General features: G+C 68.6%; 17 protein-coding genes. 3 read left to right on the forward strand and 14 right to left on the reverse strand.

Annotated elements, in window-relative coordinates; all coding sequences use genetic code 11:
• Window positions 1–66: 66 nt before the first annotated feature.
• From astE to BM297_RS13220, 6 genes are all read right to left on the reverse strand, one after another.
• Window positions 67–1,074 carry a succinylglutamate desuccinylase gene (astE, locus tag BM297_RS13195; protein WP_092432259.1) on the reverse strand — a complete coding sequence of 336 codons (1,008 nt, stop codon included), beginning with the start codon at window positions 1,072–1,074 and terminating at the stop codon, window positions 67–69.
• A 53-nt stretch (window positions 1,075–1,127) separates the two neighbouring features.
• Window positions 1,128–1,409, reverse strand: a complete 282-nt coding sequence (locus tag BM297_RS13200; RefSeq protein ID WP_090312810.1) for a GTPase — start codon at window positions 1,407–1,409, stop codon at window positions 1,128–1,130.
• Between the two features lie 89 nt (window positions 1,410–1,498).
• The gene (gene astA, locus BM297_RS13205; protein WP_092432261.1) at window positions 1,499–2,527 is read right to left on the reverse strand and encodes an arginine N-succinyltransferase; all 1,029 of its coding nucleotides are present in this window, start codon (window positions 2,525–2,527) and stop codon (window positions 1,499–1,501) included.
• A 114-nt stretch (window positions 2,528–2,641) separates the two neighbouring features.
• The gene (gene aruF, locus BM297_RS13210) at window positions 2,642–3,658 is read right to left on the reverse strand and encodes an arginine/ornithine succinyltransferase subunit alpha (protein WP_092432263.1); all 1,017 of its coding nucleotides are present in this window, start codon (window positions 3,656–3,658) and stop codon (window positions 2,642–2,644) included.
• A 24-nt stretch (window positions 3,659–3,682) separates the two neighbouring features.
• Window positions 3,683–4,903, reverse strand: coding sequence for an aspartate aminotransferase family protein (locus BM297_RS13215; RefSeq protein ID WP_092432264.1), 1,221 nt, complete (start codon window positions 4,901–4,903; stop codon window positions 3,683–3,685).
• Between the two features lie 233 nt (window positions 4,904–5,136).
• Window positions 5,137–6,117, reverse strand: a complete 981-nt coding sequence (locus BM297_RS13220; RefSeq protein WP_092432266.1) for a GlxA family transcriptional regulator — start codon at window positions 6,115–6,117, stop codon at window positions 5,137–5,139.
• Between the two features lie 209 nt (window positions 6,118–6,326).
• Between BM297_RS13220 and BM297_RS13225 the strand changes: the two genes are divergently transcribed.
• Window positions 6,327–7,412, forward strand: a complete 1,086-nt coding sequence (locus BM297_RS13225; RefSeq protein WP_092432268.1) for a metal-dependent hydrolase — start codon at window positions 6,327–6,329, stop codon at window positions 7,410–7,412.
• A gap of 54 nt (window positions 7,413–7,466) precedes the next feature.
• On the opposite strand, the gene mqo is transcribed toward BM297_RS13225, so the two are convergent.
• The 6 genes from mqo to BM297_RS13255 all read right to left on the reverse strand — a co-directional run bounded on the left by mqo (window position 7,467) and on the right by BM297_RS13255 (window position 13,620).
• The gene (gene mqo, locus BM297_RS13230; RefSeq protein ID WP_092432270.1) at window positions 7,467–8,969 is read right to left on the reverse strand and encodes a malate dehydrogenase (quinone); all 1,503 of its coding nucleotides are present in this window, start codon (window positions 8,967–8,969) and stop codon (window positions 7,467–7,469) included.
• A gap of 369 nt (window positions 8,970–9,338) precedes the next feature.
• Window positions 9,339–9,644, reverse strand: coding sequence for a heme-degrading protein HmuQ (locus BM297_RS13235; RefSeq protein ID WP_092432272.1), 306 nt, complete (start codon window positions 9,642–9,644; stop codon window positions 9,339–9,341).
• A 48-nt stretch (window positions 9,645–9,692) separates the two neighbouring features.
• The gene (locus BM297_RS13240) at window positions 9,693–11,489 is read right to left on the reverse strand and encodes an ABC transporter ATP-binding protein (protein WP_092432275.1); all 1,797 of its coding nucleotides are present in this window, start codon (window positions 11,487–11,489) and stop codon (window positions 9,693–9,695) included.
• Entirely contained in the window at window positions 11,482–12,117 is a 636-nt protein-coding gene (locus BM297_RS13245; protein ID WP_092432277.1) for a DsbA family protein, read from the reverse strand. Before BM297_RS13245 ends, BM297_RS13240 begins: the two co-directional genes overlap by 8 nt.
• A gap of 97 nt (window positions 12,118–12,214) precedes the next feature.
• Complete coding sequence (gene trhO / locus BM297_RS13250) at window positions 12,215–13,147, reverse strand: oxygen-dependent tRNA uridine(34) hydroxylase TrhO (protein WP_092432279.1); 933 nt, start codon at window positions 13,145–13,147, stop codon at window positions 12,215–12,217.
• Between the two features lie 158 nt (window positions 13,148–13,305).
• Window positions 13,306–13,620 (reverse strand): BolA family protein, encoded by a 315-nt coding sequence (locus BM297_RS13255; RefSeq protein WP_092432281.1) that lies wholly within the window; start codon window positions 13,618–13,620, stop codon window positions 13,306–13,308.
• 171 nt (window positions 13,621–13,791) lie between these two features.
• Here BM297_RS13255 and BM297_RS13260 point away from each other — a divergent pair, with 171 nt between their 5' ends.
• The gene (locus BM297_RS13260) at window positions 13,792–15,183 is read left to right on the forward strand and encodes a class II fumarate hydratase (protein ID WP_092432282.1); all 1,392 of its coding nucleotides are present in this window, start codon (window positions 13,792–13,794) and stop codon (window positions 15,181–15,183) included.
• 31 nt (window positions 15,184–15,214) lie between these two features.
• On the opposite strand, the gene BM297_RS13265 is transcribed toward BM297_RS13260, so the two are convergent.
• Window positions 15,215–16,177, reverse strand: a complete 963-nt coding sequence (locus BM297_RS13265; RefSeq protein WP_092432284.1) for a DMT family transporter — start codon at window positions 16,175–16,177, stop codon at window positions 15,215–15,217.
• A gap of 193 nt (window positions 16,178–16,370) precedes the next feature.
• Here BM297_RS13265 and BM297_RS21575 point away from each other — a divergent pair, with 193 nt between their 5' ends.
• Window positions 16,371–16,598: a DUF6316 family protein gene (locus BM297_RS21575; protein ID WP_139231057.1), complete on the forward strand. Its 228-nt coding sequence runs from the start codon at window positions 16,371–16,373 to the stop codon at window positions 16,596–16,598.
• A 6-nt stretch (window positions 16,599–16,604) separates the two neighbouring features.
• On the opposite strand, the gene pap is transcribed toward BM297_RS21575, so the two are convergent.
• Window positions 16,605–18,095, reverse strand: a complete 1,491-nt coding sequence (gene pap / locus BM297_RS13275; protein WP_092432286.1) for a polyphosphate:AMP phosphotransferase — start codon at window positions 18,093–18,095, stop codon at window positions 16,605–16,607.
• Window positions 18,096–18,164: the final 69 nt, after the last annotated feature.

Below are 18,164 nucleotides of genomic sequence, written 5' to 3' on the forward strand. Positions count from 1 at the left end.
CCAGCGTGCATCGCCGCAACAACTATTAGCGCGATAGGCGTCGATAATGCGTCAGCGGGGGGAGCGTCAGTCGCAGACGTCGTCCAGCGCGGCGGGAACCACGATCAGGCCGGCGCGCAGGCCGTTACGTACCTTGGGATTGGGAAACACGATGCGCGCGCCGCGCTCCTCCACCCGCCAGCTGCGCCCGTCGCCATCCTCGGCCAGCAGGCTGCCGGGGACCAGCTCGGTGAAGTTCTCCACGCTGTCGTCCAGGTAGAGACGGAAGGCGTCGCTGTGGCGGACGACTTCCCGCGCGACGCGAAACAGCTGCAGCTGCTGCAGATCGCCGGCAACCGGTGGCTCGCGCCCCTCGATCAGCGCCCGCAGCAGCGCCTCCAGGCGACTGAGGTCGATGGTCGTGTTTTCCCCGAATGGCCGCGCCTGGCCCAGCTCGAGGGTGAAGGCTTCGGCCGCCAGGCGGCGACTGGTAAAGGCGCTGAAGGTGGCCGAGGTGCCGTTCTGCAGCAGCACCGCCTGCATTCCTCCCGCCTGCAGACGGGCCAGCTGCTCGCGGGTCGGCGGCTGCGCGCCGCACGGGTGCAGGGCGAACTGCTCGATCTGCGAGCCACGCATGGCGGTATGCAGGTCGTAGTGCAGACGCCGGCGCTGTGGCTGAGCGAAGAACAGCTCGGCCTGCAGCTCCAGCTCCACCGCACGCAAGGCCTCGGGACCACTGACCGAGGGCTCGCCGCCGCCGAACAGGCGATTGAGGTCGTAGCTGACGAAGCGCTCGCCGCGCCGCAGCGCCGCCGGATTGCCCAGCACCAGCAGCAGGCGCACGGCCGGCAGCAGTCGGCAGGAAGCGATGTCGTGGAGCAGGCGCTCGAGCAATTCCACCGGCGCGGTTTCGTCGCCATGGATGCCGGCCGACAGCAGCAGATCGAGCCCGCTGTCGCGCCCGCCCAGGGGATCGACTTCCAGCACTCCCTCGGTTTTCCACTGCAGGCGACAGCCGTCGGCACACAGCTGGATCGCCTCCGACGGCTCGCGCCCCGTCAGGGTCAATTCAAGCAAACGGCCCAGAGCAAGCATGGCGCGCACTCCTTGGTTGCGACACCACAAGCATAGCTACCGACACCGAATCGTCAGTGGTGATGATCGCAGCCGCAGTCGGGGCCGTGCTCGTGGGCTTCGGCGGCCTCCAGCTCGACCGACAGCGACAGCTGGTTGACCGCCTGGGGGCGCACCACCAGCAGCGGGATGTCGGTTTCACCCTCCACCGACTCGGCGTAGATGATCACCCCGCCCATGCCATCGGCTTCCAGCCACAGCTCGCGGCCTTCGAGGCGTACGCCAACGCGCGCGCTGTGGGTTTCCCGGCGCTCGCCGTGGGCATCTTCAAGAATCAGGGGCAGGCTTTCGCTCATGGAGTTTCTCGCTCGGATAGGCTGGAAAAATGCACAGAGTCCAGCTTAAGGGTTTGCATCAATTCGTCCAGTGCCGCGCGCGACAGAGGTCAACGCCAGCCGATCTGCGCCGACAGCGGCACCGCGCGCACCTGCGCACCGGCACTGAGGCGCAGGCGCTTGGCGGTGGCGGCGTCCACCACCAGGGTCCCGGAGGCGGGGCGCGCCTGACCGACGGTGATCCGGCACTCCTCGCGCTTGCGGTTGTGGATGAGGAACTGCGGCGCCTCGTCGCCCGGCGTGCCGATCGCCAGCACCAGGGTCTGGCTGTCGCGCACCGCGCGGATGTTGCCGGTTTCGCACTCCAGCGCCGGACCGCCGTCGAAGATGTCAATGTAGCCCTGGTAGGTGAAGCCCTCGGCGCGCAGCATGGTCAGCGCCGGCTCGGTGTCGCGGTGCACGCGGCCGATCACCGCGCGCGCCTCCTCGCTGAGGAAGCAGGTGTACAGCGGAAACTTGGGCATCAGCTCGGCGATGAAGGCCTTGTTGCCAACCCCGGTCAGGTAGTCGGCCTGGGAGAACTCCATCCTGAAGAAGTGCCGGCCGAGGCTTTCCCAGAACGGCGCGCGGGCGTTGTCGTCGGAAATCCCGCGCATCTCGGCGATCACCTTGTCGCCGAACAGTTCGGGGAATTCGGCGATGAACAGGAAGCGCGCCTTGGACAGCAGGCGGCCGCTGAGGCCGCTGTGGCGATAGTTGGCATCGAGGAACAGCGAGCACACCTCGGTGTTGCCGGTCAGGTCGTTGGCCAGGAACAGCGTGGGATTCTGCCGGTGGATACCCAGCGCGCGCGAGGCACTCACGGTCAGGCCGACACGGAAGTTGTACCAGGGCTCGCGCAGTCCCACCGCGCCGTTCATCGCCGAGATGCCGACCACCTCGCCGGCATCGGTCTCCAGCACGAACAGGTAGTCGGCGTCCGCACGCTCGGACTCGCCGCGGAAGGATCTTTCCGCCCAGACGACCCGCTGGGTCAGGCGCTCCTCGTTGGCCGGCAGCGAAGTCAGGCCGGCACCGGTGCTGCGCGCCATGGCAATCAGCGCGGGCAGGTCGGTACTGCGGACGGGACGAACGATCATGGTGCCTCCTGTTGACGGCCCTGCTTGGTCAGGGCCGGGCCGCGCCGACTGCGCGCGGCATCGATGCCGGAGGCGGCAAGCCTCCAACGGGGTCCGCTCAGCGGCTGATGGAGCTCACACCGCCACCACGCGCACGCTGCTGCCCTCGCCGACACCCAGCGCTTCGGCCACCGCCGGCTCGAGGGTCAGCGTCTGGCCGGGCTGCCAGTCCAGCTCGGCGATCAGCGCGCGGAATTCCTGGGTCTGGTTGTTGGCCACCAGGTAGAGCCGGCCGGTCTGCGCCGGCGCACCCAGGCGCACCGACGCCACGCGGCTCTGGGCGATCGAGTGGATGCCCGAAGTGCGCGCATGCACGGTCGGCCCGCCGTCGAAGATGTCGATGTAGTGCTCGGCCTCGAAGCCTTCGCGCATCAGGATGTCGAAGGACACCTGGGCGCGCGGATGCACCTGGCCAATTGCCTCCTGGGCGCTGTCGGGCAGCAGCGGCACGTAGATGGGGTAGCTCGGCATCAGCTCGGCGAGCATGGTGCGGCTCTTCAGGCCGCACAGGCGTTCGGCCTCGGCGTAGCTGATGGCCAGGAAGTTGCGGCCGATGGCGTCCCAGAATGGCGCGTCGCCCTGCTCGTCGCTGTAGCCGACCACCTCGACCACCATCGCCTCGGCGAAACGCTCGGCGTGGCTGGCGACGAACAGCAGGCGGCCCCGCGAATTGAGCTCGGCCGCCGGGGTGCTGTCCAGCTCCGGCTGCAGGTGGAAGCTGGTCAGCAGGCTGTTGCCAGTCAGGTCGTGACACAGCGACAGCACATGAATCTTGTTGTGGATCTTCAGCTCGCGCGAGGCGTGCACGAAGGTCTCGTTGCGGTAACTGTAGAACGGCTCGGAAAAGCCGGCGGTGGCGACCACCCCCGAGCAGCCGACCAGCGTGCCGCTGGCGGTGTCCTCGAGCACGAAGAAGTAGCTTTCCTCGCCATTGAAACCCACCTCGGCGGCGAACGAGGCCTCCGAGATGCGGATCTTCTCGGCCAGGCGCTCGCGGTCGTCCGGCAGGGAGGTGACACCGATGGGACTGTCGGCCGCCAGACGCTGGACTTCCGGCAGGTCGCCCATCCGGGCCGGGCGCATGATCAGCATCGGTGTCACTCCTTGCGGTTGTCGTCAGGCGGCGGTCAGGCTGGCCAGGGCGCGCTCGAGGCGGGCCATGCCCTCGGCGATGTCGGCGTCACTGATCACCAGGCTGGGCGCGAAGCGCACCACGTCCGGACCGGCCTGCAGGATCATCAGATCCTGCTGCTGGGCCGCGGCCATCACCTCGCCGGCACGGCCCTTCCAGGCCTCGGTCAGCACCGCGCCGAGCAGCAGGCCCATGCCGCGCACCTGGCTGAACACGCCGTACTGCTCGCCCATGCGCAGCAGCTCGCTGCAAAAGCGCGCGCTGCGCGCCGCAACGCCGGCCAGCACCTCGGGGGTGTTGACGATGCTGATCACCGCCTCGCCCACCGCGCAGGCCAGCGGGTTGCCGCCGTAGGTGGTGCCGTGCACGCCGACGCCGAAGTGCTTGGCCACCGCGTCGGTGGTGAGCATGGCGCTGACCGGGAAGCCGCCACCCAGGCTCTTGGCGCTGGTGAGGATGTCCGGGGTCACGCCGTAGTGCATGTAGGCGAACAGCTCGCCGGTGCGGCCGACGCCGGTCTGCACCTCGTCGAAGATCAGCAGCGCGCCGTACTCGTCGCACAGCTTGCGCACGCCTTCCAGATAGGCCTGATCGGCCGGCAGCACGCCGCCCTCGCCCTGGATCGGCTCCAGCACCACCGCACAGGTGTTGGCGGAGATCTGCGCCTTCAGCGCTTCCAGGTCGTTGTACGGCACATGGCTGATGCCTTCGATCTGCGGGCCGAAGCCTGCGGAGTACTTGGGCTGGCCGGCGACGCTGACGGTGAACAGGGTACGGCCGTGAAAGCTGTTGAGCGCGGAGATGATCTCGCACTTCTGCGGGCCGGCGACTTCGTGGCCATAGCGGCGCGCCAGCTTGAAGGCGGCCTCATTGGCCTCGGCGCCGGAGTTGGCGAAGAACACGCGGTCGGCGAAGGTGGCCTCGGTCAGCAGCTTGGCCAGGCGCAGGGCCGGCTCGTTGGTGAACACGTTGGAGACGTGCCAGAGCTTCTGCGCCTGTTCGGTCAGCGCCTCGACCAGTGCCGGGTGGGCATGGCCGAGCACGTTCACGGCGATGCCGCCGGTGAAGTCCACCAGCTCGCGGCCGCTCTGATCCCAGACTCGGCTGCCCTCGCCACGCACCGGAATGAAGGCGGCAGGGGCGAAAACGGGAACCATCAGCTGGTCAAAATCGGCGCGTTGCACCGGCGCGTGCGGAACAGACATCGAACTCTCCTGCCTTGGCGGCTAGTAGGACTGGGTTGTTTCAGATAGGGATTGTAGAGACAAAGCCCGGATCGGCATTGCAGCCATGCGACATCTTCGTACAGCTGGCGCCGGAACCGCTCCGGAATCGCACCTGCCGCGCAGGCCAGCAACGCCGGAAACCGCGCAGTGTATAGGCTCGGGGCGGCAACTCGAAAGTCCGCAGCGGCGCAAAAACGCCGAGCCGCCGCAGCTCAGCCACGCTCGGCCGGTCCCGGCCCGGCGGCCGCGGCGACGGCTGAGCGGCGCAGGTTGCGATCATCGCGCGGGGTGACGCCAAAGAAATTGCGATAGGCGCTGGAGAAGTGCGGGCCGGAGGAAAAACCGCAGGACAGGCCGATCTGGATGATCGACGTACTGGTCTGCTGCAGCAGCTGACGGGCACGGTTCAGGCGCAGCTCCAGGTAGTACTGGCTGGGCACGCGATTGAGGAACTGCTTGAAGATCCGCTCCAGCTGACGACGCGACACGCACACCTGCTGGGCGATCTCGTCGGTGGTCAGCGGCTCCTCGATGTTCGCCTCCATCAGCAGCAGCGCCTGGCTCAGCTTCGGGTGGGTGGCGCCGAGACGGTTGCGCAGCGGCGCGCGCTGCCGTTCGCCGCTCTCGCGAACCCGCTCGAGCATCAGCTCGGCGGCAATCGCGCTGGCCAGGTCGCCACCATGATCGCGGGCCAGCATGGCCAGCAGCATGTCCAGCACCGCCAGGCCGCCGCAGGCAGTCAGGCGCTCGCGATCCCACTCGAACAGATGGTTGGTCGCCGTCACCTGGGCAAAGCGCTCGCTGAAGTCGTCCTGCCAGCGCCAGTGCAAGGCCACCCGGTAGCCATCGAGCAGGCCGAGCTGGGCCAGCGGATAGATGCCGGCCGCCACGCCGCCGAGCAGCGCGCCGTCGCCGGCCACCTGGCGCAGCGCCGCCTGCAGCGCCGCGTCCGGCTCGCCCGGTGGCTCCTCGGCCAGCAGGAACAGCCGCTCGCACCCGGCCAGGCGCGCCTGCCAGGGCTCGCCGGGCAACGACCAGCCGCCCGCCGCGCGCGGCTCGGCCTGGAGGAAGGCGACCTCGTAGAGCGCCTCCGGATGCAGGCGAGCGGCCAGCTGCAGGGCTTCATCGATCAGGGCCAGGGTGAGCGGACGCACGTCCGGCCAGTAGAGAAACGCGAGATGTACGGGGGTCATGGACGGCAGTCTGGCCGGATTGCTGGCGCGAGGCCAGGCACACGATGTGGACGAGGCAGCAATTTAACCGGAATCCCCGGCAAATGCACCAAAAAGGGGCAAGAATCCACCCGCGCGGCGGCGCAGAAACTTCCGGCGGCAATTCTGTCGCCGCCGCAGCCATGGGCCGCGCCTAGAATGAGCCATCCGTCAACCTCCGAGGCCCCGCCGTGGATTCCCTGACCCAGGCCCTGCTCGGCGCCAGCCTGCAGGGCAGCCTGCTCGGTCGCTGGCAGGGGCGCAAGGCGCTGCTCTACGGCGCGGCGCTGGCCTCCCTGCCCGACCTCGACGTGCTGCTCGACTTCGGCGACGCCGTGGCCAACATGACCCAGCACCGCGGCTTCAGCCACTCGCTGCCGGTGCTCGCCGGCGTCAGCCTGCTGCTCGCCTGGCTGGTGCGCCGCTGGCGCCCCCATCCCGGCTACTCCGGCCGGCGCCTGCTGGCGTGCATCAGCCTGATCCTGTTCACCCATGTCCTGCTGGACGCCTTCACCAGCTATGGCACCCAGCTGTTCTGGCCGCTGGCGACGCCGCCCGTGGCCTGGTCGACCATCTTCATCATCGATCCGCTGTACAGCCTGCCGCTGCTGCTGGCGGCGCTGGCCGGCCTGGCCGCCGGGCGCGGCCGCATCCTGCAGCGGGGCAGCCTGCTCGCCCTGCTGCTGTCGACCCTGTACCTGGGCTTCACCGTGGCCGGCAAGCAGATGGCCGAGCAGCGCGTCGGCCCCGAACTGGCGCGCCAGGGCATCGCCGCCGAGGCCGTGTTCAGCGCACCGACACCGTTCAACAGCCTGCTCTGGCGGGTGGTGATCCTGGAGGGTGCGGACTACCACGAAGCCCTGGTCGGCTGGCTGGACCCGCAGCCGCCGCAGCTGCACCGCATCGAGCGCGGCAGCGCGCTGGCCGCCGCCCTGGCCGGATCGCCGCAGCACCAGCGTCTGCTCTGGTTCACCGGCGGTTTCCTGCGCTACGACCAGCTCGGCAACCAGCTGGTGGTCACCGACCTGCGCCTGGGCATGACCGGCTTCCATCCGTTTCGCTTCAGCCTGGCCGAACACCAGGGGGCGGCCTGGCAGCTGCTGCCCACCAGCCAGCGCTGGCCCGCCGAGCGCGGCGACTGGCAGCGATTGCACAGCCTGTGGCAGCGCATCTGGCAGCCGCAGGCGGAAATTCCGCTACCGGCCTGGGCCGCAGAACTGCGTCGCCTGCAAACGCAAACGCCGCGCCAGCTGGACACCCGGTCGGGCGCCAACTGAACGCGGCGTTGTGCCGACCCGCCGCACCTCGGGCGCGGCGGGGATGAGCGCGAATCAGCTCGGCTGATGCAGCTCGAGGGCCTCGCCGGTGCGCGCACGCACCCGGCGCAGCAGCGCGGCGTCCTTCTGCAGAACCTGCTCGTCGGCCTCGAAGATCTTGCCCAGGCGCTCCTGCCAGGCCGCGCTGCGGTACTGCTCGGGGAAGCAGCGCTCGATCACTTCCAGCATCACCGATACCGACACCGAGGCACCCGGCGAGGCGCCGAGCAGCGCGGCAATCGAGCCGTCGGCAGCCGCGACGATCTCGGTGCCGAACTGCAGCACGCCGCCCTTCTTGGCGTCCTTCTTGATGATCTGCACGCGCTGGCCGGCGATCTCGAGACGCCAGTCTTCCTTCTTGGCGGCCGGGAAGAACTTGCGCAGCTCTTCCAGACGCTGGTCCTCGGACTGCAGTACCTCCTTGATCAGGTACTTGGTCAGGTCCATGTTGTCGCGCGCCACCGCCAGCATCGGGCCGATGTTGTTCGGCCGGATCGACAGCGGCAGGTCGAGGAAGGAGCCCTGCTTGAGGAACTTGGTGGAAAAACCGGCGAAGGGTCCGAACAGCAGCGACTTGCCGCCATCGACCACGCGGGTGTCGAGGTGCGGCACGGACATGGGCGGTGCGCCGATTTCGGCCTGGCTGTAGACCTTGGCCTGGTGCTGCTTGACGATTTCCGGATTGTCGCAGCGCAGCCACTGGCCGCTGACCGGGAAGCCGCCGAAGCCCTTGCCCTCGTCGATGCCGGACTTCTGCAGCAGGGTCAGCGCCGCACCGCCGGCACCGAGGAACACGAAGCGGGCGAGCAGATCACGGCTGCCGCCGCGGACCTTGTCGTCGACCACCAGCCGCCAGCGACCGTCGGCCTCGCGGCGCACGTCGGTGACCTTCTGGTTGTAGGAGACCTTGGCGTTGTCGGTCTGCTCCAGATGCTGCAGGAGCTTCTTGGTCAGCGCGCCGAAGTTCACGTCGGTGCCACCCATGGCGCGCGTCGCGGCCAGCGGCTCGTTGCTGGTACGACCCTGCATCAGCAGCGGCGCCCAGTCACCGATGGTGGCGCGATCCTCGCTGTACTCCATGTCGTCGCTGAAGCAGTGATGTGCCTTCAGGGCATCGAAGCGCTTGCGCAGGAAGGACACGCCCTTCTCGCCGCGCACGAAGCTCATGTGCGGAACGGGATTGATGAAGTCCTTGGGCGACTTGAAGTAGCCCTGCTCGACCAGATAGGCCCAGAACTGCCGGGAAACCTCGAACATCGAGTTGATGCTCACGGCCTTGGTGATGTCGACCGAGCCGTCAGGGCCTTCCGGGGTATAGTTCAGTTCACAGAGTGCGGCGTGGCCGGTACCCGCGTTGTTCCACGGGAAGGAGCTCTCGGCAGCCCCGGAGTCCAGTTGCTCCAGGACCTCGATCTTCAAGCTCGGGTCGAGCTCTTTCAGCAGTACCGCCAGGGTTGCGCTCATGACGCCTGCCCCGACGAATACCAGATCCGGCTGTTCACTACCAGTTTGCATCATTCATGCTCCTGAGACACAGGTGTCGCATTTTACCTCGGATCGTCTACAGACGCGTACTGTAGTCTGTCCGACAAAGGTACTACACGCTCCCCGGAACACCCCCTGAAAGGGGGGGCTGGCGAAGGCGGCGCCATGCTAACGATGTGCGCCGCGTAGCGCCAGTGGCACGGATTGGTTGCGGAAAAAAAGTCTCCGGCGCCGGCACATGGCGGCTGCGGCAGATTTCGGCAGGCTGCCGACAGTCCGGGGTAGGAGAATGGCGGCAGGCACTACAGCGCAGCCGGCGCCGGACGCCGGGCAGCGCGCCGTCGGCGCCGATTGTCGACACTTTGGCCAATTCGTCCGCACGGACCCTGCCCGGCGGAGCGGCTAGAGCACCGCCTCGAACAGCTCCAGCTGCGGCGGGCCCAGATAGATCTCGCGCGGGCTCTTGCCGGCATTGGCATGGGCCTTCCTGAACGCCTCGGAGTACGTCCAGTCCTCGAAGGCCTGGGTGGACGCCCACTCGGTGTGCGACACGAACAGGGTGTACTCCTCGGTCTGCGGGCCCTGCAGCAGATGGAAGCGGACAAAGCCCGGCACGTCGTCGAGGTAGCTGTCACGCTGGCGCCAGTGGGCGATGAAGGTGTCCTCGTGGCCGCGGGCAATCTTGAAGCGGTTCATGGCGATGAACATGCGCAAATCTCCTGATGATCGAGCTGCCGGCATTCTAGCCGGCTGCCACTAATGCTGCAGATTGCCGTACAGCCGGGCATACAAGCCGCCCTCGGCGATCAACTGGCGATGGTCGCCATCCTCGGCGACGCGCCCGCCGTCGAACACCAGCACGCGGTCGGCCTGCTTCACCGCCGACAGGCGGTGGGCGATGATCAGCGTGGTGCGCCCGCTGAGAAAGCGTCCCAGCGCCTGATGCAGGGCGTACTCGGTGGCCGCATCCAGCGCCGAGGTGGCCTCGTCGAGGATCACCACCTTGGGCTCGGCGAGGATCATCCGGGCGATCGCCAGGCGCTGGCGCTGGCCGCCGGAGAGGCGCACGCCGGAGCGGCCGACCACGCTGTCCAGCCCATCCGGCAGGCTGCGCACGGTGTCGGCCAGCTGGGCGATCTCCAGCGCCCGCCAGCAGGCGGCATCGTCGCGCTCGCGGCCCATGCTCAGGTTGGCGCGCACCGTGTCGTTGAACAGCGCCGGGTGCTGCAACACCACCGCCACGTGCTCGCGCACCCGCTCCAGGCCGATCTCCTCGAGGGTCGCGCCGCCGAAACGAATGGTCCCGGCCTGCGGGCGGTAGAGACCGAGCAGCAACTGCACCAGGGTGCTCTTGCCACCGCCCGAGGCGCCGACGATGGCCACCTTCTCGCCCGCAGCGATCTCCAGGTCGAGACCGTCGAGCACCGGCTCGTCGCGGTAGGCGAAGCGCAGGCCACGCACCTCGATGCCGACCGTGGCCTGCCCGGCGAACGGATCGACGCTTCCCGCATAGCGCGGCTCGTCGGCGCGGGCGAGCAGCTCGTTGATCCGGGTCAGCGCGCCACCGGCGGCGTAGTAGGCGTACTGCAGACCGAGCAGCTGCTCGACCGGACCGATCATGTACCAGAGGTAGCTGAACACCGCGAGCATCTGACCGATCGACAGGTCGGAGAACAGCACGGTAAGCATGGCCGCGGCGCGGAACACGTCGATGCCGAACTGGAACAGCAGGCCGCTGGCGCGGTTGGCGGCATCGCTCTTCCACAGCGAGGTCACCGCGTAGTCGCGCACCTCGCGGGCGCGCAGGCCGAGGCGACCAAGGAAGAAGCCCTGGCGGTTGCCGGCGCGGATCTCCTGGATCGCCTCGAGGGTTTCGCCGAGCGCCTGGGTGAAGCGCGCGGTGCTGTCGTTCTCCAGCTTCTTCAGGTGCTTGACGCGCTTGCCCAGCTGCACCGTGGCGTAGATCACCAGCGGGTTGAACAGCAGGATCAGCAGCGCCAGCTGCCAGTGCATCCAGATCAGGATCGCCGCGGTGCCGGTCAGGGTCAGCAGCGCCACAAGCAAGCGGCTCAGGGTGTCGCCGACGAACTTGTCGAGGGTGTCGAGATCGGTGACCAGGTGCGCGGTCACCGTGCCGCTGCCGAGGCTTTCGTACTCGCCGAGGGAAATGCGCTTGAGGCGCTCGATCAGACGCAGGCGCAGGCGATAGACCACGTCCTTGGACAGCCCGGCGAACAGCCTGGCCTGCAGTACGTTGAACAGCAGCGAGACGCCGCGCAGCAACAGGGTAGCGACCAGGATGAGGCCGATATAGCCGCCCGCCTGCTGCCAGGCCGCCGGCAGGTAGCGGTCCATCAGGCGCAGCGCGGCGCCGCCCTGGCCAAGCAGCACCTCGTCGACCAGCAGCGGCAGCAGCAAGGGGATCGGCACGCTGCACAGGGTGGCCAGCACCGCGACCAGGTTGGCGATCAGCAGCTCGCGGCGATGGCCCAGCGCCAGCCGGCGGATTTCCGCCCAGCTCAGCCGGTCGCGGCTGTCGGCCGGGTCAGCCATCGGCGCCGCGCTCCAGCCAGCGCGCGAGCAGCGGCGCGAGATTCTCCAGCGGCTGGTAGCCGTTGGTCAGCAGCGCCAGCTGGCCGTTGCGCTCGGCCAGCAGGGTGGGGAAGCCGGCGATGCCGAGGTTCTCCACTCGCGCGAAGTCGTCCCGGGTGGCGGCGCGCAGGGCCGGGCTGTCGAAGGCCTCGGCAAAGGCCTGGCGCGGCACGCCGACCTGCTCGGCCAGCTCGACCAGCAGCGCCGGGCGGGTGACATCGCGGCCCTCGACGTAGAACGCCTGCTGGATCGCCTGCACCAGCGGCCAGACCTTCTCCGGCGCCAGGCTGCGCAGCGCCACCAGCGCGCGACTGGCCGGCTCGGTGTCGTAGACGAAGCCTTCCGGCAGGGCGTCATCGAAGCGGAACGGTTGCCCGGTGCGCTCGGCCACCGCGCGCCAGTGCTTGAGGATGTAGCTGCGCGTGCCGTCGTCCAGCGCCTGCGCGGTGCCCGGACGCAGACCGCCGGCGACCAGATGCAGGCTGACCCCGGCTGCCTGCGCCTGGGCAGCCAGGGCATCGAATACCGGCGCGAAGCCCCAGCACCAGGAGCACATCGGGTCCATCACATAGAGCAGGCGGGCGTTCATGCGGGCTCCTGTTGGCCGGTGGACGACACCGGCCGTTTGAGGTGCGGCCACGCGCACCGGAAAGAGGGCTGGGGCCGCCAGGCGCCCCCGCTGAGGATCAGTCGGCCTGACGCGGGTCGCGACCGATCGGATGCGGCTGCTGACGCGCGCGCGCCAGCTCGATCTGCTTCTGCCGCTCGCGGGCGCTGGCGCGGGTCTTCTCGCTCAGGCTGTCCCAGCAGTGCGGACAGCTGATCCCCGGCGCGTAATGCTCCGACTGGCGATCGGCCAGCGAGATCGGCGTACGGCAGGCATGACACTGATCGTAGTCACCCTCGCTCAGATCGTGGCGCACGGTGACCCGGTTGTCGAACACGAAGCAGTCGCCGCGCCACAGGCTCTGCGCCTGCGGGACCTCCTCCAGGTACTTGAGGATGCCGCCCTTGAGGTGGAACACCTCGGCGAAGCCCTGACCGAGCATGAAGCTGGACGCCTTCTCGCAGCGGATGCCGCCGGTGCAGAACATCGCCACCTTCTTGTGCTTCGCCGGGTCGAAGTGCTGCTGCACGTACGCGGGAAACTCGCGGAACGAGCGGGTCTGCGGGTCGATGGCGCCCTCGAAGGTGCCGATGGCCACCTCATAGTCGTTGCGCGTGTCGATCAGCAGCACCTCAGGGTCCGAGATCAGTGCGTTCCAGTCCTGCGCCTCGACGTAGGTACCGACCGCCTGGTTGGGGTCGACGCCGGGCACGCCGAGGGTGACGATTTCCTGCTTCAACTTGACCTTGGTGCGGTAGAACGGCTGCTCGTCGCAGTACGACTCCTTGTGGTCGATGTCGACCAGCCGCGGATCGCTGCGCAGCCAGGCCAGCAGCGCGTCGATTCCCGCGCGCGTGCCGGACACCGTGCCGTTGATGCCTTCCTCGGCCAGCAGCAGGGTGCCCTTGACCCCATTGGCCTGCATCGCCGCCAACAGCGGCTCGCGCAGGGCGACGTAATCCTCGAGGGTGACGAACTTGTACAGCGCCGCCACCACGATGTTCTGACTCATGACGCTCTCCAGTGGTCGCCCCCGCAAAGGGCGGACCGGACCATGCACATTGGATCTCAGGCGACGCCTGAAAACGACAACGCCGGCGGGAGCCGGCGCGGGGGCGCATTCTAGCAAAGGCCGCGCGGCGCCGGTGCCCAAGCGACCGGCGTGCCGCCTCAGTGCGCGTGGCGGTCGTGCTTGCTGCCGCCCATGCAGCTCGGCGAGTCCGGAGCGGCGCCCTGTGCGGCCCACTCCTCGGGAGTGTAGGTGTGCAGCGCCAGCGCGTGGAAGCTGCCCATCAGCTCGCCCAGGGTGGCGTAGACCTTCTGGTGGCGCTTGACCGCATTCAGGCCGGCAAACAGCGGGCTGACCACCACCGCCTTGAAATGGCTTTCCTGGCCACGGCTGTGCATGTGGCTTTCGTTGAGGATCTCGAGGTGCTGCGGCTCGAGGGCGGCCAGCGCCTGCTGGATCTGTTCCTGCATCGACATCGAGGTGCTCCGGAATGGCTGCGGGCCGCCGGCGGCGGTCCGTTATCGGTCCATTCTGCGCAGATCGCCCGCCACGCTCAAGTGCAGGACTGGCGCAACGGCTGGACGGACGGGGCCGCCGGCGCGGCGCAGGCTGCCTAGACTGTGGAAAACCCTGCGGAGAGCCGCCCGATGAGCCGTACCGAAACCGACAGCCTGGGCCCCATCGAGGTACCGGAAGAGGCCTACTGGGGCGCCCAGACCCAGCGCTCGCTGATCAACTTCGCCATCGGCAGCGAACGCATGCCGCTGGCGGTGATCCACGCCCTGGCGCTGATCAAGAAGGCCGCCGCACGGGTCAACGCGCGCATCGGCGCGTTGCCGGCCGACCGCGCCCGGCTGATCGAGCAGGCCGCCGACGAGGTGCTCGCCGGCAAGCACGACGGCCAGTTCCCGCTGGTGGTGTGGCAGACCGGCAGCGGCACGCAGAGCAACATGAACGTCAACGAGGTGATCGCCGGGCGGGCCAACGAACTGGCCGGCCAGGGCCGTGGCGGCAAGCAGCCGGTGCACCCCAACGACCACGTCAACCGCTCGCAGAGCTCCAACGACTGCTTCCCCACCGCCATGCACATCGCCGTGGTGCGCGCGGTGCACGAGCAGCTGCTGCCGGCGCTGCACGAGCTGCGTGCCGGCCTGCACGAGCAGGCCGGCCGTCACGCCAAGCTGGTCAAGACCGGGCGCACCCACCTGATGGACGCCACCCCGCTGACCTTCGGCCAGGAGCTGTCGGCCTTCGTCGCCCAGCTCGACTACGCCGAGCAGGCGCTGCGCGCCAGCCTCCCCGCCGCCTGCCAGCTGGCCCAGGGCGGCACCGCGGTGGGTACCGGGCTGAACGCGCCCAAGGGCTTTGCCGAGGCAATGGCCGCCGAGCTCGCCGCCCTCAGCGGCCTGCCGTTCGTCACCGCACCCAACAAGTTCGCCGCCCTCGCCGGCCACGAGCCGCTGGTCAGCCTGGCCGGCGCGCTGAAGACCCTGGCGGTGGCGCTGATGAAGCTGGCCAACGACCTGCGCCTGCTCGGCTCCGGCCCGCGCGCCGGGTTTGCCGAGGTGCGCCTGCCGGCCAACGAGCCGGGCAGCTCGATCATGCCTGGCAAGGTCAACCCGACCCAGTGCGAGGCGCTGTCGATGCTCGCCTGTCAGGTGCTCGGCAACGATGTCACCGTGACGTTCGCCGCCAGCCAGGGGCATCTGCAGCTCAACGTGTTCAAGCCGGTGATCGTGCACAACCTGCTGCAGTCGATCCGCCTGCTCGGCGACGGCTGCCGCAACTTCAACGAGCACTGCGTCAAGGGCATGGAGCCGGACGCCGCCCGCATGGCCGAGCACCTGGAGCGCGGCCTGATGCTGGTCACCGCGCTGAACCCGCACATCGGCTACGACAAGGCCGCGCAGATCGCCAAGAAGGCCTATGCGGAGAACACCAGCCTGCGCCAGGCGGCACTGGCGCTGGGCTACCTGAGCAACGAGGAATTCGACAGCTGGGTGCGCCCGGAGCAGATGCTCGAAGCCGACGACGAGTGATCCGGCGCGGCCGGCTCACTCAGTTCAACGCTCAGTCGGCGACGATCCGCGCCGCTCGGCGCGAACGCTGGCGGGCCAGCCAGGTCGGCGCCAGCGCGATCAGCGCCGAACCGGCGGCCACCAGCAACGCGCCGCCATAGGCCAGGGCGTTGATGTCCTCGGCCTGTACCTGCCCCGGCCACAGGCTGGCCGCCAGGGCCACCGAGCCCAAGGTCACCAGCGGGGTCAGCGCCAGCACCGCGCTGACCCGCGAGGCCTCCCAGTGCGCCAGCGCCTCGGCAAAGGCGCCATAGGCCACCAGGGTGTTGAGACAGCAGGCCAGCAGCAGCCACGCCTGCAGGCTGCTCAGCTCGAACAGCTGGGCCGGCTGCGCCCAGGGGGTCACCAGCGCGGCGCAGGCCAGGTAGATCGCCATCATGATCTGCACCGAACTCCACTGGGTCAGCAGCTGCTTCTGCGCCAGGCCGTAGAACACCCAGACCAGCGCAGCCGCCAGCACGGTGAGCACGCCGAGGGTGTAGTTGCCGAGCGAGCCGAACAGCTCGCCCAGGCGCTGGTTGAAGAACAGTCCGAAGCCCAGCAGCAGCACCAGCAGACCCAGGCCCTGGGCGCGGCTGAACGACTCGCGGAACACCAGCAGGCTGGCGAGCAGCAGCATGACCGGCGCGGTCTGGATGAGCAGCTGGGTGGTGCCGGCGCTGAGCCGCTCGAGGCCAAGGAGGTAGAGCACGTAGTTGGCCGTCAGCCCGCCGATCGCCAGCAGCAGCAGGCCGTGACCGCGCCGCCCCAGCGGGCGCAGCGACGGCAGCTGCCGGCTGGCGGCCAGCCAGGCGAACAGGATCAGCCCCGAACTGAACAGGCGGTACCAGGTCACGGTGACCGGATCCATCGTCTGCAGGACTTGCTTGAGCCAGATCGGCAGCATCCCCCAGAGCACCACGGTGATCAGGGACAGGAACAGGCCGTGCAACCAGCGGCCGGAGGAGACATGCATGGGAATTCCAGAAAGCGAGCCTGCCCGAGGCCCGCAGCAGCGAGGGCAGCGCCCATTCTAGACGGCCTCCTCTCCCGCGGACAGACAAACACCGACTGCGTCCCTCCGCCTGCACCGCTGGTCGACTGTCCCTGCGTGCGCGCCGCCAGCAGCTAGACTTATTCTGTTCACCCATCGTTCGGGAGATTTGGCCATGTTCGGAAAACGTCAGCACGATGAGGCGCCCGATACCCACTACCGCACCGACCGCATCAGCACCGTCAACGGCCAGTACTTCTTCGCCACCCGCGAGGGCACGCTGGAGGGGCCGTTCTTCACCCGCTTCGACGCCCAGCAGGCCGCCACCCGCTACGTCGGCGACCTCGGCAGCCACGGCGTGCCACAGACCGGCAAGGCCCCCCATTCGCCGCGACGCTTCTGAGACCGTTCAGCGCTTGCGGGCAAACGCCGCTTCCAGCGCCTCGTTGATCGTACGCAGCACCTTGACCCGGGCGAAGCGCTTGTCGTTGGCCTCGATCAGCGTCCACGGGGCGATCTCGGTACTGGTGCGGTCGACCATGTCGTTCACCGCATCGACGTACTGCGTCCACTTATCGCGATTGCGCCAGTCATCCTCGGTGATCTTGAAACGCTTGAATGCGGTCTGCTCGCGCTCCTTGAAGCGCTCCAGCTGGGTCTGCTGGTCGATGGCCATCCAGAACTTGACCAGCACCACGCCGGCGTCAGTGAGCTGCTCCTCGAAGTCGTTGATCTCGCTGTAGGCGCGCAGCCAGTCGGCCTGCGAGCAGTAGCCCTCGACCCGCTCCACCAGCACCCGGCCGTACCAGGAGCGGTCGAACATGGTGAAGCGCCCGCGGGCCGGAATGTGCCGCCAGAAGCGCCACAGGTAGGGCTGGGCCTGCTCCTCCTCGGTCGGCGCCGCCACCGGCACGATGTGGTACTGGCGCGGGTCCAGCGCCCCGGTCACCCGGCGGATCGCTCCGCCCTTGCCCGCCGCGTCGTTGCCCTCGAACACCGCCACCAGTGCGTGGCGGCGCATGCGCTTGTCGCGCAGCAGCTGCGCCAGGCGCGCCTGCTCGGCCACCAGCTGCTGCTGGTAGCTGTCCTTGTCCAGGCTCTGGGTCATGTCCAGGCTGTCGACCAGGCCGCGATTGTCGATGCTCGCCGCCACCGGCGCGGCATGGGGCTGGCGCCTGGGGCGCTCCTCGAGGCGCAGCGCGGCCTGCAGGCCCTCGAGGAGGATGCGCCCGACGGTGAGGCTGCGATAGCGCTCGTCGCTCCCCTCGACCACGTACCAGGGCGCATAGTCGCGACTGGTACGCCGCAGCACGCGCTCGCCGTAGCGCACGAAGTCGTCGTAGGTCTTCGACTGCTGCCAGTCCAGCGGACTGATCCGCCAGCTGTGCAGCGGGTCGTCCTGCAGCGTCTTGAGGCGCGCCTTCATCTGCTTCTTCGACAGGTGCAGCCAGAACTTGAAGATCAGCGCGCCCTCGTCGCAGAGCATGCGCTCGAAGCGCACAGTGGTGCTGATGCTCTGGTCGAGCTGGGCGTCGTCGATGCGTCCGTGCACCCGCCCCTGCAGCATCTGGCTGTACCAGTTGCCGAAGAACACGCCGGTGCGCCCCTTGGGCGGCAGACGCCGCCAGTAGCGCCAGAACGGCGGGCGGGCCAGCTCCTCGTCGGTCTGCTGGTCGAAGGTCTCGACCTGGATAAGGCGCGGATCCATCCACTCGTTGAGCAGCTTGACCGTCTCGCCCTTGCCGGCGCCCTCGATGCCGTTGAGCAGCACGATCAGCGGAAAGCGCGCCTGCTCGCGCAACTCGAGCTGCGCCTCGAGCAGCGCCTGGCGCAGCTCGGGCACGGCGGCGTCGTAGGTTTCCTTGTCGATCTGGTGGCCGATTTCGGCGGATTCGAACATGCGGGCACTCCTTGGCGATACTGCGCAGACTAGCCGATGCCCGGGGGAGGCACGCAAGGGTTTTGCCGC

The sequence above is a fragment of the Geopseudomonas sagittaria genome, from assembly GCF_900115715.1.
Taxonomy (GTDB): domain Bacteria; phylum Pseudomonadota; class Gammaproteobacteria; order Pseudomonadales; family Pseudomonadaceae; genus Geopseudomonas; species Geopseudomonas sagittaria.

Bases quoted from the DNA above. Each gene is read 5' to 3' on its own strand.
- astE (WP_092432259.1), bottom strand. From the start codon at position 1,074: ATGCTTGCTCTGGGCCGTTTGCTTGAATTGACCCTGACGGGGCGCGAG.
- BM297_RS13200 (WP_090312810.1), bottom strand. From the start codon at position 1,409: ATGAGCGAAAGCCTGCCCCTGATTCTTGAAGATGCCCACGGCGAGCGC.
- astA (WP_092432261.1), bottom strand. From the start codon at position 2,527: ATGATCGTTCGTCCCGTCCGCAGTACCGACCTGCCCGCGCTGATTGCC.
- aruF (WP_092432263.1), bottom strand. From the start codon at position 3,658: ATGCTGATCATGCGCCCGGCCCGGATGGGCGACCTGCCGGAAGTCCAG.
- BM297_RS13215 (WP_092432264.1), bottom strand. From the start codon at position 4,903: ATGTCTGTTCCGCACGCGCCGGTGCAACGCGCCGATTTTGACCAGCTG.
- BM297_RS13220 (WP_092432266.1), bottom strand. From the start codon at position 6,117: ATGACCCCCGTACATCTCGCGTTTCTCTACTGGCCGGACGTGCGTCCG.
- mqo (WP_092432270.1), bottom strand. From the start codon at position 8,969: ATGATGCAAACTGGTAGTGAACAGCCGGATCTGGTATTCGTCGGGGCA.
- BM297_RS13235 (WP_092432272.1), bottom strand. From the start codon at position 9,644: ATGTTCATCGCCATGAACCGCTTCAAGATTGCCCGCGGCCACGAGGAC.
- BM297_RS13240 (WP_092432275.1), bottom strand. From the start codon at position 11,489: ATGGCTGACCCGGCCGACAGCCGCGACCGGCTGAGCTGGGCGGAAATC.
- BM297_RS13245 (WP_092432277.1), bottom strand. From the start codon at position 12,117: ATGAACGCCCGCCTGCTCTATGTGATGGACCCGATGTGCTCCTGGTGC.
- trhO (WP_092432279.1), bottom strand. From the start codon at position 13,147: ATGAGTCAGAACATCGTGGTGGCGGCGCTGTACAAGTTCGTCACCCTC.
- BM297_RS13255 (WP_092432281.1), bottom strand. From the start codon at position 13,620: ATGTCGATGCAGGAACAGATCCAGCAGGCGCTGGCCGCCCTCGAGCCG.
- BM297_RS13260 (WP_092432282.1), top strand. From the start codon at position 13,792: ATGAGCCGTACCGAAACCGACAGCCTGGGCCCCATCGAGGTACCGGAA.
- BM297_RS13265 (WP_092432284.1), bottom strand. From the start codon at position 16,177: ATGCATGTCTCCTCCGGCCGCTGGTTGCACGGCCTGTTCCTGTCCCTG.
- BM297_RS21575 (WP_139231057.1), top strand. From the start codon at position 16,371: ATGTTCGGAAAACGTCAGCACGATGAGGCGCCCGATACCCACTACCGC.
- pap (WP_092432286.1), bottom strand. From the start codon at position 18,095: ATGTTCGAATCCGCCGAAATCGGCCACCAGATCGACAAGGAAACCTAC.